Annotated in this window: 12 protein-coding genes; 8 read left to right on the forward strand and 4 right to left on the reverse strand. The window is 43.2% G+C overall.

Annotation, left to right across the window (positions count from 1 at the left end):
- Positions 1-2 precede the first annotated feature (2 nt).
- Genes asd through thrC form a run of 3 tightly spaced genes read left to right on the forward strand, consistent with a single transcriptional unit; the run spans position 3 to position 3,281 of the window.
- Entirely contained in the window at positions 3-1,052 is a 1,050-nt protein-coding gene (gene asd / locus ACOYVE_RS03645; RefSeq protein WP_422880819.1) for an aspartate-semialdehyde dehydrogenase, read from the forward strand.
- Positions 1,042-1,977 (forward strand): homoserine kinase, encoded by a 936-nt coding sequence (locus ACOYVE_RS03650; RefSeq protein WP_422880821.1) that lies wholly within the window; start codon positions 1,042-1,044, stop codon positions 1,975-1,977. Before asd ends, ACOYVE_RS03650 begins: the two co-directional genes overlap by 11 nt.
- Positions 1,974-3,281 (forward strand): threonine synthase, encoded by a 1,308-nt coding sequence (thrC, locus tag ACOYVE_RS03655; protein WP_422880823.1) that lies wholly within the window; start codon positions 1,974-1,976, stop codon positions 3,279-3,281. The genes ACOYVE_RS03650 and thrC overlap by 4 nt, the downstream gene beginning before the upstream one ends.
- On the opposite strand, the gene ACOYVE_RS03660 is transcribed toward thrC, so the two are convergent.
- Positions 3,278-4,492: a lipase family protein gene (locus ACOYVE_RS03660; RefSeq protein ID WP_422880825.1), complete on the reverse strand. Its 1,215-nt coding sequence runs from the start codon at positions 4,490-4,492 to the stop codon at positions 3,278-3,280. The genes thrC and ACOYVE_RS03660 overlap by 4 nt on opposite strands.
- A complete protein-coding gene (locus ACOYVE_RS03665; protein WP_422880827.1) occupies positions 4,492-7,113 on the reverse strand; it encodes a DUF5916 domain-containing protein in 2,622 nt (873 codons plus the stop codon). The genes ACOYVE_RS03660 and ACOYVE_RS03665 overlap by 1 nt, the downstream gene beginning before the upstream one ends.
- 396 nt (positions 7,114-7,509) lie before the next feature.
- Here ACOYVE_RS03665 and rpmH point away from each other — a divergent pair, with 396 nt between their 5' ends.
- Genes rpmH through ACOYVE_RS03690 form a run of 5 tightly spaced genes read left to right on the forward strand, consistent with a single transcriptional unit; the run spans position 7,510 to position 12,925 of the window.
- On the forward strand, positions 7,510-7,656 hold the full coding sequence (gene rpmH / locus ACOYVE_RS03670; protein WP_014855813.1) for a 50S ribosomal protein L34: 147 nt from the start codon (positions 7,510-7,512) through the stop codon (positions 7,654-7,656).
- A gap of 51 nt (positions 7,657-7,707) precedes the next feature.
- Positions 7,708-8,115 (forward strand): ribonuclease P protein component, encoded by a 408-nt coding sequence (gene rnpA, locus ACOYVE_RS03675; RefSeq protein ID WP_014855814.1) that lies wholly within the window; start codon positions 7,708-7,710, stop codon positions 8,113-8,115.
- Positions 8,112-8,321 carry a membrane protein insertion efficiency factor YidD gene (yidD, locus tag ACOYVE_RS03680; RefSeq protein WP_422880829.1) on the forward strand — a complete coding sequence of 70 codons (210 nt, stop codon included), beginning with the start codon at positions 8,112-8,114 and terminating at the stop codon, positions 8,319-8,321. The genes rnpA and yidD overlap by 4 nt, the downstream gene beginning before the upstream one ends.
- Positions 8,322-8,338: 17 nt before the next feature.
- Positions 8,339-10,219 (forward strand): membrane protein insertase YidC, encoded by a 1,881-nt coding sequence (yidC, locus tag ACOYVE_RS03685; RefSeq protein WP_422880831.1) that lies wholly within the window; start codon positions 8,339-8,341, stop codon positions 10,217-10,219.
- Positions 10,220-10,237: 18 nt separating this feature from the next.
- Positions 10,238-12,925 (forward strand): BamA/TamA family outer membrane protein, encoded by a 2,688-nt coding sequence (locus tag ACOYVE_RS03690; protein WP_422880833.1) that lies wholly within the window; start codon positions 10,238-10,240, stop codon positions 12,923-12,925.
- Here the strand turns inward: ACOYVE_RS03690 and ACOYVE_RS03695 are convergent.
- Together ACOYVE_RS03695 and ACOYVE_RS03700 are read right to left on the reverse strand one after the other, a co-directional pair.
- The gene (locus ACOYVE_RS03695) at positions 12,919-13,476 is read right to left on the reverse strand and encodes a hypothetical protein (RefSeq protein ID WP_422880835.1); all 558 of its coding nucleotides are present in this window, start codon (positions 13,474-13,476) and stop codon (positions 12,919-12,921) included. The genes ACOYVE_RS03690 and ACOYVE_RS03695 overlap by 7 nt on opposite strands.
- 63 nt (positions 13,477-13,539) lie before the next feature.
- On the reverse strand, positions 13,540-13,920 hold the full coding sequence (locus ACOYVE_RS03700; protein WP_014855819.1) for a VOC family protein: 381 nt from the start codon (positions 13,918-13,920) through the stop codon (positions 13,540-13,542).
- Between the last annotated feature and the right edge of the window lie 5 nt (positions 13,921-13,925).

Below are 13,925 nucleotides of genomic sequence, written 5' to 3' on the forward strand. Positions count from 1 at the left end.
AGATGAAAGAAAGCAAAATACCCGTAGCCGTATTGGGAGCGACCGGCAGCGTCGGTCAAAGATTTGTCGAATTGCTTGCCAATCATCCCTGGTTTGAAGTCGTTGAATTATGCGCATCCGACAGATCCGCGGGAAAAAAATATAAAGACGCGGTCAACTGGATTATGGCTACTCCGATTCCTCCCCAATTCGAAAACATGATAGTAAAGAAATGCGAGACCGGTTTGATGGCGCGCGTGCTTTTTTCGGGACTCGATTCTTCGGTTGCGGGCGATATCGAAAAAATGTACGCCGAAGACGGATGTATTGTGATTTCAAACGCGCGCAATCACCGTTTCGACAAAGACGTTCCGTTGATTATACCCGAAATTAATTACGAACACTTAGAACTTATTAAATTCCAAAAATATAAAGGAGCGATTGTAACAAATCCGAATTGCTCTACAATCGGAATGGCGCTGGCTCTTAAACCTCTGATGGATAATTTCGGAATTGAAACGGTGAATGTGACTACGTTGCAGGCTATTTCGGGCGCGGGTTATCCCGGATTGTCGGGGCTGGACATTATGGATAATGTAGTGCCGTATATCGGCGGAGAAGAAGAAAAAATGGAAACGGAGCCTCTGAAAATATTCGGTAAGTTGAAAGACGATTCGATTGAATACGCCGATATTAAAATAAGCGCTCAATGCAATCGGGTCGCCGTTCTTGACGGTCATACGGAAAATATTCAGATTAAATTGAAAACCAAGGCGGAGCCGAAAGATATAATTGAAGCCTGGAATAATTTCAGATCTGCGCCTCAGGAATTGAATCTGCCTTCGGCTCCTGAAAAACCGATAGTCTATTTAGAGCAGGCAAATTATCCTCAGCCGAGAATTCATCGCAACCTTGGCGGAGGAATGTCGATTTCGGTAGGCAGACTCCGGGAATGTTCCCTCTTCGATTATAAATTCGTAGCGCTGTCGCATAATACAATCAGAGGCGCGGCAGGGGGAACGATCTTGATTGCCGAATTAATGAAAGCAAAAGGGTATTTCGATGAGCTCTAAATCGATTAAAGTATTTGCGCCGGCTTCGGTTTCCAATGTCGGACCCGGATTCGACATGATGGGATTTGCCCTTCACACTCCCGGCGACGAAGTAACTGTAAAATTAACCGACCGCAAAGAAATTCGTATCGTTAAGATATCCGGCGACAACGGCTATCTCCCTTATGAAATTGAAAAGAATACTACTACCGGCGCCATGCTGTCTTTATTAAAGAAATACAGAATTAATGCCGGCATGGATGTATTCATACACAAAAAGATGGGAATCGGAAGCGGTTTGGGATCGAGCGCAGCGAGCGCCGTAGCCGGCGTGTTTGCTCTCAATGAACTTCTCGAATTGAGATTGTCCCGTTATGAACTTTTGGAACACGCGCTTAAAGGAGAATTTATTGCCAGCAGAAGCATTCATGCGGATAACGTTGCTCCATGTCTCTACGGCGGATTCGTATTGATTCGCAGTTATAATCCGATTGACATTATTAAAATCGATTATCCGGACGATCTCTATTGTTCGATTGTCTATCCAAATATAGAAATAAAAACCAGCGAAGCCCGTAAACTTATAAGTAAGAATGTAAGTATGAAAAAAGCGATTGCGCAGGCGGGCAATGCTTCGGCTTTGATTGCGGGTTTGATTACAGCCGACTACGATTTAATCGGCAGATCGATAGTCGATTACTTTGCCGAGCCGAAACGCGCCGCTTTAATTCCCTGTTACGACGACGTGAGAAACGCCGCTCTGGAAAAAGGGGCGATTAATTGTAACATAACAGGCTCCGGTCCTTCGATGTTTGCATTTTCCAGAAGCGAATCCGACGCGCGCTCTATTGCGCGAGCTATGTTGAAAGCCGTTAAATCCGCAGGCTTCGACGGCAAAACTTATGTGTCTAAAATTAATAAAAAAGGCCCGGTGGTTTTAAAATGAAATTCTACAGCGCTAACGACAAAAAAAACATTGTTGATTTCGAAACGGCTGTAATGGAAGGATTGGCAAAAGACGGAGGCCTTTTTATGCCCGTCGAAATTCCTTCCTTGCAAAAAGAAATAATCGACTCGATTGAAAATTTCGAATTTGGGGAAATTGCTTTCAGAATTACGAAAAAATTCGCCGGCGAAGAAATAGGCGAAAGCGACCTGTCGGATATTATTCGGGAGGCTATAAATTTTCCGGCTCCGCTTGTTAATCTGAAAGACGATTTAATGATACTCGAACTCTTTCACGGACCGACGCTTGCTTTTAAGGATTTCGGAGCGCGGTTTATGGCTAAAACAATGGGATATTTTGTAAAGAAAAAAGAGAGCAGTCTGAATATTCTGGTGGCCACTTCAGGAGATACGGGCAGCGCCGTTGCCTACGGATTTTATGAAACGCCCGGTATTAATGTTTATATTCTTTATCCCAAAGGGAAGGTCAGTCTGATCCAGGAAAAACAACTGACAACGCTCGATAAAAACATAACCGCGCTCGAAATCGACGGCACGTTCGACGACTGCCAGAGATTGGTAAAAAGCGCCTTTGTCGACGAGGAACTTAATTCGAAACTGAATCTTACTTCCGCAAATTCGATTAATATCGCGCGATTGCTGCCTCAATCGTTTTATTATTTCGAAGCCTACAAACAAATTCGGGATAAATCGATTCATTCGGTCTTCTCGGTGCCTTCGGGCAATCTCGGCAATCTTACCGCCGGTTTAATTGCAAAAAAGATGGGGCTCCCGATAACAAAATTTATCGGCGCGGTCAACAGCAATCATGTCTTTGCCGATTTTGTCAACAGCGGAATATTTAAACCGCATCCCTCGGTTCAAACTCTTTCGAATGCAATGGACGTCGGGAACCCGAGCAACCTGGCGCGCATACGGGAGTTGTACGGCGACAGACTTTCCGATATTCAACGGGATATTCACTCGAAATCGTACGACGACGCCCAAACGCGTAGAGGCATAAGGGAAGTTTACGAAAAATACGGTTACGTCATCGACCCGCACGGAGCAGTCGGGTATATGGCAGTAAGGGATTACGAAACGGTTAGCGCCGCCGCAAAATATAACAAAGTGATTCTGGAAACCGCGCACCCGGCTAAATTCAAAGATGTTATTGAAGACGAACTCGGAATTGAAATTGAAGTTCCGGAACGATTGGCTGCCTGTCTCAATAAGCAAAAGAAAAGCGTTCAACTGAGCTCCGATTACGAAGATCTGAAAGAATTTCTGCTCGGCGCCGTTTAGTTTAATACGTAAAATTGCGATTGATTAAAGCTGTCGAACCAGGGTATTAAGTCGATAATTGCCGGTATTGCGCTTGTATAATGAGTTCCGTTGGGAATTATTATCAATTCGACGTCCGCGCCGCGCGTAGTAAAATAATCGTATGCCATATACGAATTTTCAACCGGAACAAAGTCGTCTTTATTGCCGTGATAAAGTCGCATTGGGGCTGAAGGAGTCCAATTAATCAAACTGTTTTCTTTTAGTCTCGGCAAAAGTCTTTTCTCGGTTTTGTTTCGTATCGAAGTCAAAAATTCCGGCGCCAACAACGCTTTAAGGTCGGTCGGCAGAGATTCGTTAATTTTTCCGGTGTTTTTTGAACCGTCAAAAAGTTGGGGTATTGCAGAGGCGTAAGGTTCGTTGAAGAAGTAATTCAAATCGTTCCAATTGTAAATTTTCGAATAAGCGTAAATGAGATAAGCCAAAAAAGCCGGCTGCGGATAGTTGTCGTTTTCGAGAATTTTTCCCGCGGTTAGTTCCAGATCGTATGCGCCCGCCATAGGAGCGGAAGCGGTAATATTAAATTCGTGTTTATAGTTAAGTTCAATTTCTTTTTGAGCCGCCATAGTCACATATCCGCCCTCGGAATATCCGGCTAAAAAAAGTTTACCGTTAAGTTTTAGATTGCGGATGTTTGCGAATTCTTTTGCGGCGCGCAAAAAATCGATAACCGTATTTGCAGAAGTTTTATAGTGGTGGTAAGGATGCGCCGTTTCCGAAATGCCGAGTCCTAGATAGTCGGGTTCGCAGGCGTAATAGCCGAGCGCCGCGGCTATCAATCCTTCGAAAGCAAACAAGGGGTTTATCGAACCGACCCGATTGCGGTTTGCCTGTGTTCCGTGCTGTATGCTTATTGTCGATAAATTATTTGCGCCGACGGGAATAAATACAACCCCGGACGCCAATTCGATTTTATTGTCGTAACCGACTGTATTGTAAATTAATTTATAGACTTCAACGCCGTGAATTATTTTTCCGGCGGTAATTTTCGAAATGCTTACGTTGTCGTATTCGGCTGCAAGCGTCTTTAGGAGTCCGGAATCGTACGAGGCGACTTTTTCATAATCGATAATTTTACCGAGTTCGGATTCCAAGGGCGCGATAACGTCGCTGCTCCTTTCGCATCCGATCATTAAAATGATCAGCAAAAAATATGTTAGATTTCTTTTCACTAAATATTAATCCAATATGAAAATTTAATAAGAAAAATATCGTCTCCGGTCGACCGCCATAAACTTTTTATATCTCTCGATAAGTCGAAATTACCCGCATAATCGTAGTTTGTCTGATTATGAGACCACACGAAATAAAATACGGAGCCGGGAACAAACTCCCATCTGAGAACCGCGTTGCCCCTCAGAGATTTATAATTGAAATCGGGATTTTCAAAAGAGAGTTCTTCCGCGTCTCCATTACCGTCGGGGTCAATATAATAAATGTCGCCTTCATTGTCATATCTGACATGCGTATAAATTATAAAATCGTCGGTTCCGGGTCGGGCGAGTTCTTTGAATTCGCTGTATTTACCCACGGCAAAAAACGGTTGAAGATAAAGCTGGAGGCTGAGTGTGGGAGTGAATGTCCAGTTAAGCCGGATGTTTGCAGAGAGTACGTTCTGTTTAATTTTTCCGAAAACGTAACGTTTATTGTAAGTTGCCGCTGCGGTCGGGTCGTCAAATGAATCGATCCATTGACGTGTTTCGTAACCGAATCTGTATTCCGGCTCGAAAATGAAATTGATCTGAGGCGTCGGTTTCCAGTCCACTTCGAGCTGAAGCTCGGTCGACTTTCCGCCGGCTTCATCGGCTGAATAATCATAATCGAAATCGAGCGCAACCTCTTTTCGGTTGTCTGTGCTAAAAGAAACTCTCACGGAATAATTTGCCGGGTCGATAGCCAACGGTCCGCCGCGTGTAAGCGTTTTGGTGTATTTCTCGAAAGAATAGTGACCGCTAAGACGAACATTATAATAATTATGAAAAGTGCCGCCGCTTCTGAACCATAAAAAATTTGCCAAAAGGTTGCCGTCGTAATCGAACGATCGAGCATGAGCTGCGTAAATAAATTTCTCCCTGAAAATTTTTGCAGGTTCATACCAGCGATAACCCAAAACGACGTGTCCGTTTAATCTGTCTGCCAACCATTGAAACCCTAGATCGTTGTGTTCGAATCCTGGAGATGCGGCGCCTATTGCCGTATTGAAGTAAAAATTGCCGTGTTGTTTGTTCAACATCAATCTTCCGAAATACCCCGCGAGCGATGTTCTGTTGGAGTCGAGACGCGCAAAAGAAGCGTCTGGGCGTTGAAAATAGCGGTGCGGTCTTTCCTGCAGATTTATCAGGTATTCTTTCGTCCCGTCAACGTACGAGCCGGCGAACGCTCCCGACAAAACGTATTGCTTGTCGTCGTCGAGAAAGCTCCAGCCGTCCAAACCTACGGTGTAAGCCTGTTTGGAAAGTTGATCTCCGAGGTTGTTTTCGTGTAAATCGCGATTTACCGATGTAACCATCAAACCGAGCGATTGATTGCCCCGATTAAATTCCCTTTTCACTCTTAAAACGCCGTAGTGGGCGAGAGGTTCTACTTCCAATTCGGATATATTGTTGTTCGAATAAATTCTGGCAAAAGTTCTTTCCGTCAGAGCGGAAACAGCGCCGATAGAAGTTGACTGGTCGATTTTTCCCGAAATTTTTGCGGCGCCCAAGATTCTTGTTTCGCCCGGGTAATCGGCATAATCGTAATCGTCCGGCAGGTCGCCTGTGGGCGATTTGCCGATTCGTCGCGAATAGAAAAGTTCCGGCCAGCCGAAATTAAAGTTCCAATTGCTGTTTGAACCTCCTATGCCAAAGTAGAACAAATCGGCTCCCTCGACAAAGAAAGGTCGTTTTTCTCTAAAATATGATTCGAAAGCCGATAAGTTGATAACCGCGGGATCCACTTCAACCTGCCCGAAATCGGGATTTATGCTTAAATTCATGTTGAGGTTTGAGCCGACGCCAAGTTTAACGTCGGCTCCCGCGGAAGTTTTAAACTGATTCGATTTATAAAAAGGATCGCCGGCGTCGTGAACTAAAAATTGCGACTTTTGCAACAAGTAAGGAAGCAGTTCAATCCGCTGCTTCGGTTTGACGCCGTTTATGCCTTCGAGCGTGGCAAAATGGGAAACAAATCCGCTTTCGTTTTTCGGCACCATTACGAGATAAGAGCGTTCGTTTTTCCTTTTGATTTCGCGAGCAAAATTCACGCCCCATTTCATTTTGTTTTCTTCTTTGAAACGTAATTGAGAAAATGGAATTTTCATTTCTACGGACCACCCGAAATCTTCTATGCTTGTTTTAGCTTCCCAAACGCCGTCCCATGTATCGTCGTCCCAGCTGTCGTTAAATAGAATGCCGTCGATAACCGAGCCTCCGGCGTTAACGGCAAAAAAGAAACCGCTCTTTTTATCGTTATACGGATCCACATAAAATCCGAACCAGTCGGAAAGAATATAATTGTCTTTGCGGGTCAGACTCGCGTCGATTAGTTCCGGATGGCTGTCGTACAATTTGGCTGCCACGTATAAATACTCGTCGTCGTAGGCGATCCAAACTTCGGTTCGTTCCGAAGCGGGCATTCCTTCGTTAGGGTCTCTCTGAGTAAAGTTGTCTACGGGCAAATAATTCCAGGCCGGTTCGGTAATTCTGCCGTCCAATTGAATTTCGGAATTCTCAAGTTTGAATGCCTTAATTGTAGGAGCGGCCGAATTATTTCCGAAGATTTGCATAAATAAAATCAGCAATAAAGAAAACATCTTTTCTCCTGAGTTTCAGTTTGGTTTCTTTAGACTCTTTAATTTCGGTTCGGTTGCAAAAATAATCAAAAATAGGCTGTTTTTTAGCATTAAAATTAAATAAATAATAATTACAATATCGTACAAAATGTCTCATTATGGTAATAAGACCCAGAATAAGCCAGTGATATTGGAAAAAAACGAGTGAAATCGTAGAAAAAAGGCTTTTTTCTGCTGGCACTCTGTTTGTTAAAGTGATAATAAGGCGGCGGTTTTTTTGGCGGACTGTTTATCGGCTGGGCAGTTCGCTGAGATTGCCGCCCTTTTTTTATGTGCGCAAATAACCTCCCGGCGGTTTGTTAATTACGTCTAAAATGTTTACTTTTGCACATTTCGAACGATTAAATTAGGTGAATTATGAAAAGAACATTTCAACCGAGCAACAGAAAAAGAAAGAACAAACACGGATTCCGCGAAAGAATGTCCACCAAGAACGGACGTAAAGTATTGGCCAGAAGAAGAGCGAAAGGAAGAAAGAGACTTACGGTAAGCGACGAGCGTTAATTCTGACCCTGTAACCGTCCCAATTTTTTAGGGACTTTCAAGAGGTTTATTTTGAAGCAATATGGTCTTTCTGCCGCAGAAAGAATCAAAAGAAAAAAAGATTTCGAGTTAGTATACAATAAAGGATACGTATTAATCTCTCCTTCTAAAAAATTGAAAGCGATTTATTATGCAGAATCTCAGGCGGAAGACCCCGGAGTTAAAACCGCTTATGCGGTAGCTCGAAAAAGCGGCAAAGCAGTTTGGAGAAACAGAATTAAAAGACTGATGCGCGAGTCGTATCGTCTCAATAAATCGATATTGACGGAACCGTGCAATGAAAATAAAATCAAATTGCTGCTTGTATTCGCATCTCATACGATGAATCAGACCAGGAATAAAAAAGTCAAGTTGAACGAAGTTATGCCGGAAGTCGTCGAATTGATGAAAAAAGTTAAAGACAGGCTCGAATTAAAATGAAGTACCTGTTTATCTACTTAATTAAATTTTATCAGAAAGCAATTTCCCCAATGTTTCCACCGTCGTGCCGCTTTTATCCCACTTGCTCGGAATATTCGGTTCAGGCGTTTACTAAATACGGTGTAATCAAAGGGGGCGTTAAAACTATCTGGAGAATATTAAGGTGTAATCCCTTCAACAAAGGCGGTTACGATCCTCTCGATTAATCTTAAAGGTAAATTTTATGGACAGACAATCAACCATAGCATTCATACTTATCGGAGTTATTTTAGTAGTATGGCTCTATCTCAATTCGCCCACTCCTCCTCCCGCATTGCCGGAAACAACCGACTCGACGCTGACGGCGCAGGATACCTTGACGGCGGTCGAAGATACGATTCCCGTTGAAAAGGCAGAAGAGCCGGAAGCGAAAACCGAAATTGCCGGTGAAGAAATTCTTCCTTTCGGAACGACCCGACTCCCTGAAAAAATAATTACTATCGATACGAAGCTTGCAAGAATCGAATTGACCAGCAAAGGCGCCAAGATCAGAAAATATTATTTGAAGAATTATGAAACGTGGTATCACGAAAAATTCGACGAGAACGATTTTTATAATAGACACGTCCAGTTGATTAATCCGGATAACGGCGGCGATTTCAATTTGATCTTTGTCACGAAAGAAGGAAAACTTGTCAATACTTCCAGCCTCGATTTTACTTCCGACGCGGGCAACTATTTTTATAAACTCGAAGAAAACGATTCGCTGACGCTGAAATATAAATTCGAAGGAACCGACGGAAAAGAAATAGTAAAAACCTTCAAGTTTTTCGGCGGCGATTATGCCGCGGATATCGATATTGAATTTTCGAACTTTCAGGACGTGATAAGCAGCTTCAGATACGACGTCGCTTGGACTAACGGAATAAATTTCACGGAAAAAAATTCGGTAGACGAAGCGTATTATTCGAACGCGGCTGTTTATGCCGGAGGCGAGCAGGTTATTATCGACGCTTCAAGTCCTGACGAAAAAGTGTCGAAGGATATAAACGGTAAAGTCGATTGGGCAGGCGTAAAAAGCAAGTATTTCTCCGTTATAATTTCTCCGAATGATCCCAACGACGACGGCGGAGCTTACGTCGAAGGCACGCACACCGTCAAAGGCGAAGACGTACGCGAATATTACAGCGTAAGCCTCAAAGTTCCTTTCAAGAATCAAAGTTACCAAAAAGATTCATTCAAACTTTATATCGGTCCCGTTGAGTACAATACGTTGAAAACATACGGAAGAAGTTTCGAGGCGCTTGTCGATTTTGGCAGCTTTTTGGGATTGACTTTCATAATTAGACCGATTTCGGAATATTTCCTACTGCCTTTGATGAAATTTTTGCATCAGTTCATTCCGAACTACGGTTTTGTAATAATATTGCTCTCGATAATTGTGAAATTTGCTCTGCACCCGCTTACAAAACAGAGCATGAAGTCGATGAAAAAGATGCAGCTTTTGCAGCCGAAGATTAACGAATTGAAAGAAAAATATAAAGACGACCCGCAGAGAGTTCAGAAAGAAACGATGAAGCTTTATTCCACATACGGCATTAATCCGATGGGCGGATGCTTTCCTATGCTGCTTCAGATGCCTATTCTGATTGCTTTGTGGAGTTTGTTTAATGTGGCAATCGATATAAGGCAGCAGCCGTTCATACTCTGGATCGACAATCTGTCGGCTCCCGACGTAATATTTAAATTGCCGTTTAAGGTTCCGATTTTTAATATCGACGTGGTAAGCGGATTGGCGCTGCTTCTCGGCGTTACAATGTTTTTACAGCAAAAGCAAAGCGTAAGAGACCCCTCGCAAAAGGCGCTTGTTTATATTATGCCCGTGATGTTTACATTGATGTTTATGGGATTTCCTTCGGGACTCAATCTTTACTATTTCATGTTCAATTTACTTTCGATCGTACAACAGTATTATATAAATCATAAAAAAGACGATATGGAACTTGTTCCTGTGGCCAATCCGAAGAAAAAACAGGGATTTATGGCTCGAATGCTCGAAGCGGCGGAAAAGCAGGCTCAAACGCAGAAACAAATTCAATCGAAGTCCAAAAAAAGAAAAAAATAATCGACTACGAGTCGAAATGTGAAACGTCTTTTAATTACATTATTCTTTTCCTGTTTATTAACTATTAGCATGGCGCAGCGTAGCGACACGTTGCGCCTCGATCTTGAAGGCAGACTCCTCCCGTTCGGATTGGAAGAACAGATTCCGGCTAACAGACCGCGTATAGGATTAGCGCTTAGCGGCGGAGGCGCCAGGGCGTTGACTCAAATCGGTATCTTAAAATTTCTCGAAGAAATCGACCTCCCGGTCGACATGATTGTGGGCACAAGTATGGGCAGCATTATCGGCGGGCTCTATGCGTCCGGATACTCGGTCGATTATCTCGATTCAATAGCTTTGAGTACGGATTGGAACGGAATATTTACTTCGGAAAGCTCCAACAGAAACGAATTGTTCGTCGATCAAAAAATTACGCAGGACAAAGCTGTTTTGTCTTTGAGGCTTGAAGGTTTGAAGCCGATCATCCCGCGCTCCCTGAATTCCGGTTTGAAAGGCTCTGCTTTTTTGAATTTGCTGGCGTTGAACGCCCCCGTTAAAGCTAATGATTTCGACAAATTGATCTATAAATACAGAGCCGTATGCACCGATCTCGTTAACGGCAGGGAAGTAATTATAGGCAGAGGTTCGTTGGGACTCGCCATGCAAGCCAGCTCAAGCGTTTCGTTCCTTTTGCCGCCCGTTCAGTACGATTCGCTCACTCTTGTCGACGGCGGCATAGTCGCTAATATTCCGGTTAAGGAAACGCGTCGACTCGGCGCCGATATAGTCATTGCGGGCAACGCCGTCAGCCCTCTTTATTCGGAAAGCGAACTCAATTATCCGTGGGTTCTTGCCGACCAGTTGATCAGTATCCCGATGCACCTTCTGAATAAAGAACAGCTCGAAAATGCCGATCTGATAATTCAGCCTGACCTAGCCGGAATACGAAACACCGATTTCAATAATATCGCCGGTTTAATCGAAAAAGGTTATATCGCAGCCAAGGAAAAAGAAACTGAATTAAAAAACCTTTATCTCAAGCATTTGAGAAGAAAATTAAAAAACGACAAAGTCTATCGTAATGTTAAAATAAATCACGCCGACGGGATTGAATTTTATTTCGACAGCAGAACGGTTGTGGACAGTATCGACGGCGTCGAATTAACTTTGATTTTATCACGCATTAAAAAAGATTTCGGACTTAAAGACGCCGCTTTCGAAATTAAAGTTCTCAACGACACGACATACCTGAATTTAATCAAGGACGAATATCCCGCCGTAATGAAAATCGAATTCGAAGGCGATTCCGCAGTTTCGAGATATCAATTGATGCAGATAGCCAGAAAACAGATCGGAAAGCCAGCCTGTCCGAAACATCTGTTTAATGTCGCTCTGGAAATCATGAATTTATATCGCCGTTCCGGTTTTCCGATTGCGGACATAAAAAAGATTGATTTCAACAAACAAGACGGTGCGCTTAAATTTTTGATTGAAGAAGGCGCGATTGACGAAATTAAATTGACCGGCAAATACAGAGCCAAGAGAGAAATTATACTTCGCGAATTTCCGATTAAGCGGGGAGAACCTTTTAAATTGGAAGACGCCGAAAAGGGTCTTATGAATTTGAGAAGTACGGATTTGTTTGAACAAATAGAATTGACCGTCGACCGGAGGGACGAAAAAAATATTCTTTCGCTTAAAATGATAGAGCGTCCGTCGAGCGTAATCCGATTCGGAATGCGAGTGGACAATGAAAATTACACACAGTTTTCTGTTGATATACGGGACGAAAATTTCAACGGAACCGGCACCGAAATCGGGGCAATTATTGCCGGAGGAATTAGAAATCGATCGTTTATAATCGAACATAAAGCGAACCGTGTGTTCGATACTTATATGACTTACAAAGTAAGAGCTTTCTACGAATTTAACGACGTTAATGTTTACAAAGACGATTCGACCGCTGCGTTTAATCAATTTAAGCGGATTAAATCGGGGGAATACAGACAGATCTTTTACGGAGGAACTTTCGGAATCGGGGCGCAGGTGAAAAGGATCGGAAATGTTATGGCGGAAGCGCGTTTTCAGGAAGACCGGATTAAAAATAAATCGAACGCCGAAAAACTGACCGGGAACGTTATTATTTCCGCTCTAAGATTTTCGATTGCCGTCGACACGCAAAACGATTATCCTTTTCCGACCGGAGGAGTTTATCTCAGAACTTATTACGAAACGGCGCAAGCGGCGCTCGGCGGCGACGTCAGTTACACAAAATTATTTTTCGATTATAAAAACGTCTTCAGTCCGTTGTCTTCGCATACGATTACCTTCAGGACTACAATAGGCGTGGCAGACAACACACTGCCGTTGACGCAACAATTTTCATTGGGCGGGCAGAACATGTTTTTCGGCTTTCGCAACGACGAGTACAGAGGAAGGCAAATTCTGAACATTTCGGCAGAGTACAGGTATAAACTGCCTGTAAAAATCTTCTTTGACGCTTATTTCAAACTCCGGTACGATATCGGATCCGCATGGGAAGAGCGCGAAGCAATAAGGTATAAAGACCTGAAACACGGAATAGGAGTCACCCTCTCGTTCGATACTCCGATCGGACCGGCTGATTTTTCGGTAGGAAGGAGTTTCTTCTTTAAAGACAGACTTCCGAAAAACACGCTCGTAAAAGGAGAACCCTTCTTCTACTTTACAATCGGTTATTATTACTGAGACGGTCTCGATTTTCTTTCCCGCTCAGCGGCTTTTTCGGCAAGCGCCGTATAACGGGCTTCGTTCTGAAAATCTTTTAAGCGTTTATAAAGATTAGCCAGCGAATAATACACTTTGCTTTTCAGTTCGACGTTCTGAACGTTTGATTTGACAATATCAATTATTCTTGAATTCGTAGGCAGGTCGAGGTCGAAATTATAAAGACCGAGAAGATCCGTAAGCGGCTCGTGCGAAGCGGGATTGGCGTCTATGGCTTTTTTGTAGTACTCGATTGCGCTTTCGAGATAATCGTATTCATCGGAATTGTTTTCAAGAACTTTTGCCGTCCAAATCGATAGGTCGTATTTCTTGTGGCTGAAATCGCGAATAAGTTTCTCGGCGTACATTTTAATTTCGTCGAGACTCAGCGTCGGATTGCCCAGCAGAACTTTAAAAACTTCCAAATCGTCGACGCCGTTTCTAACGGCTTCCGTAAAGGCGTCGAATAATTCGTCGGAAGAGCTTGAATATCTGAATGTGGATTCGAGTTTTTTGATCAAATCGTTTTTCATTTTCCTCGGAAAATTTTTACCGATCGGGATTTTTTATTATTCGAACCGCTAAAAAGTTTCATTTCATTCATGCTCAAAGAGCGCGCAGCACGCTCCGGCAGGGTCTTCGATAACGCAGTATTTTCCCATTCCGTTTATTACTTTGGGACCCGATATAACTTTGCCGCCGTTGCCTTTGCAAGCTTCAATGCTTGAATCCAGATTTTCAACGTTGATATAAATCATCCATAGTGAAGGCAGATTTGCATTCTCGCCTTTTTTATGACAAATTCCGGCGACGGGATTTCCTTCCGATGGAATAATCATATTGTAATCGTCATAATCGCCCATACTTACCGGCTGTGACTTCCAGCCTGTAACTTTTTCGTAGAAACTCTTTAAGCCTGTAGCGTCGTCTACGGTTAAGTCATGCCAGGCGATGGCGCCAATTGTTTTGTTTATCATGTCGG

The organism is Melioribacter sp. (assembly GCF_049325435.1).
GTDB classification, from domain to species: Bacteria; Bacteroidota; Ignavibacteria; order Ignavibacteriales; family Melioribacteraceae; genus Melioribacter; species Melioribacter roseus.

What these genes read in the sequence shown, in the direction of transcription:
- asd (WP_422880819.1), top strand. Translation starts at nt 3, where the DNA reads ATGAAAGAAAGCAAAATACCCGTAGCCGTATTGGGAGCGACCGGCAGC.
- ACOYVE_RS03650 (WP_422880821.1), top strand. Translation starts at nt 1,042, where the DNA reads ATGAGCTCTAAATCGATTAAAGTATTTGCGCCGGCTTCGGTTTCCAAT.
- thrC (WP_422880823.1), top strand. Translation starts at nt 1,974, where the DNA reads ATGAAATTCTACAGCGCTAACGACAAAAAAAACATTGTTGATTTCGAA.
- ACOYVE_RS03665 (WP_422880827.1), bottom strand. Translation starts at nt 7,113, where the DNA reads ATGTTTTCTTTATTGCTGATTTTATTTATGCAAATCTTCGGAAATAAT.
- rpmH (WP_014855813.1), top strand. Translation starts at nt 7,510, where the DNA reads ATGAAAAGAACATTTCAACCGAGCAACAGAAAAAGAAAGAACAAACAC.
- yidD (WP_422880829.1), top strand. Translation starts at nt 8,112, where the DNA reads ATGAAGTACCTGTTTATCTACTTAATTAAATTTTATCAGAAAGCAATT.
- yidC (WP_422880831.1), top strand. Translation starts at nt 8,339, where the DNA reads ATGGACAGACAATCAACCATAGCATTCATACTTATCGGAGTTATTTTA.
- ACOYVE_RS03695 (WP_422880835.1), bottom strand. Translation starts at nt 13,476, where the DNA reads ATGAAAAACGATTTGATCAAAAAACTCGAATCCACATTCAGATATTCA.
- ACOYVE_RS03700 (WP_014855819.1), bottom strand. Translation starts at nt 13,920, where the DNA reads ATGATAAACAAAACAATTGGCGCCATCGCCTGGCATGACTTAACCGTA.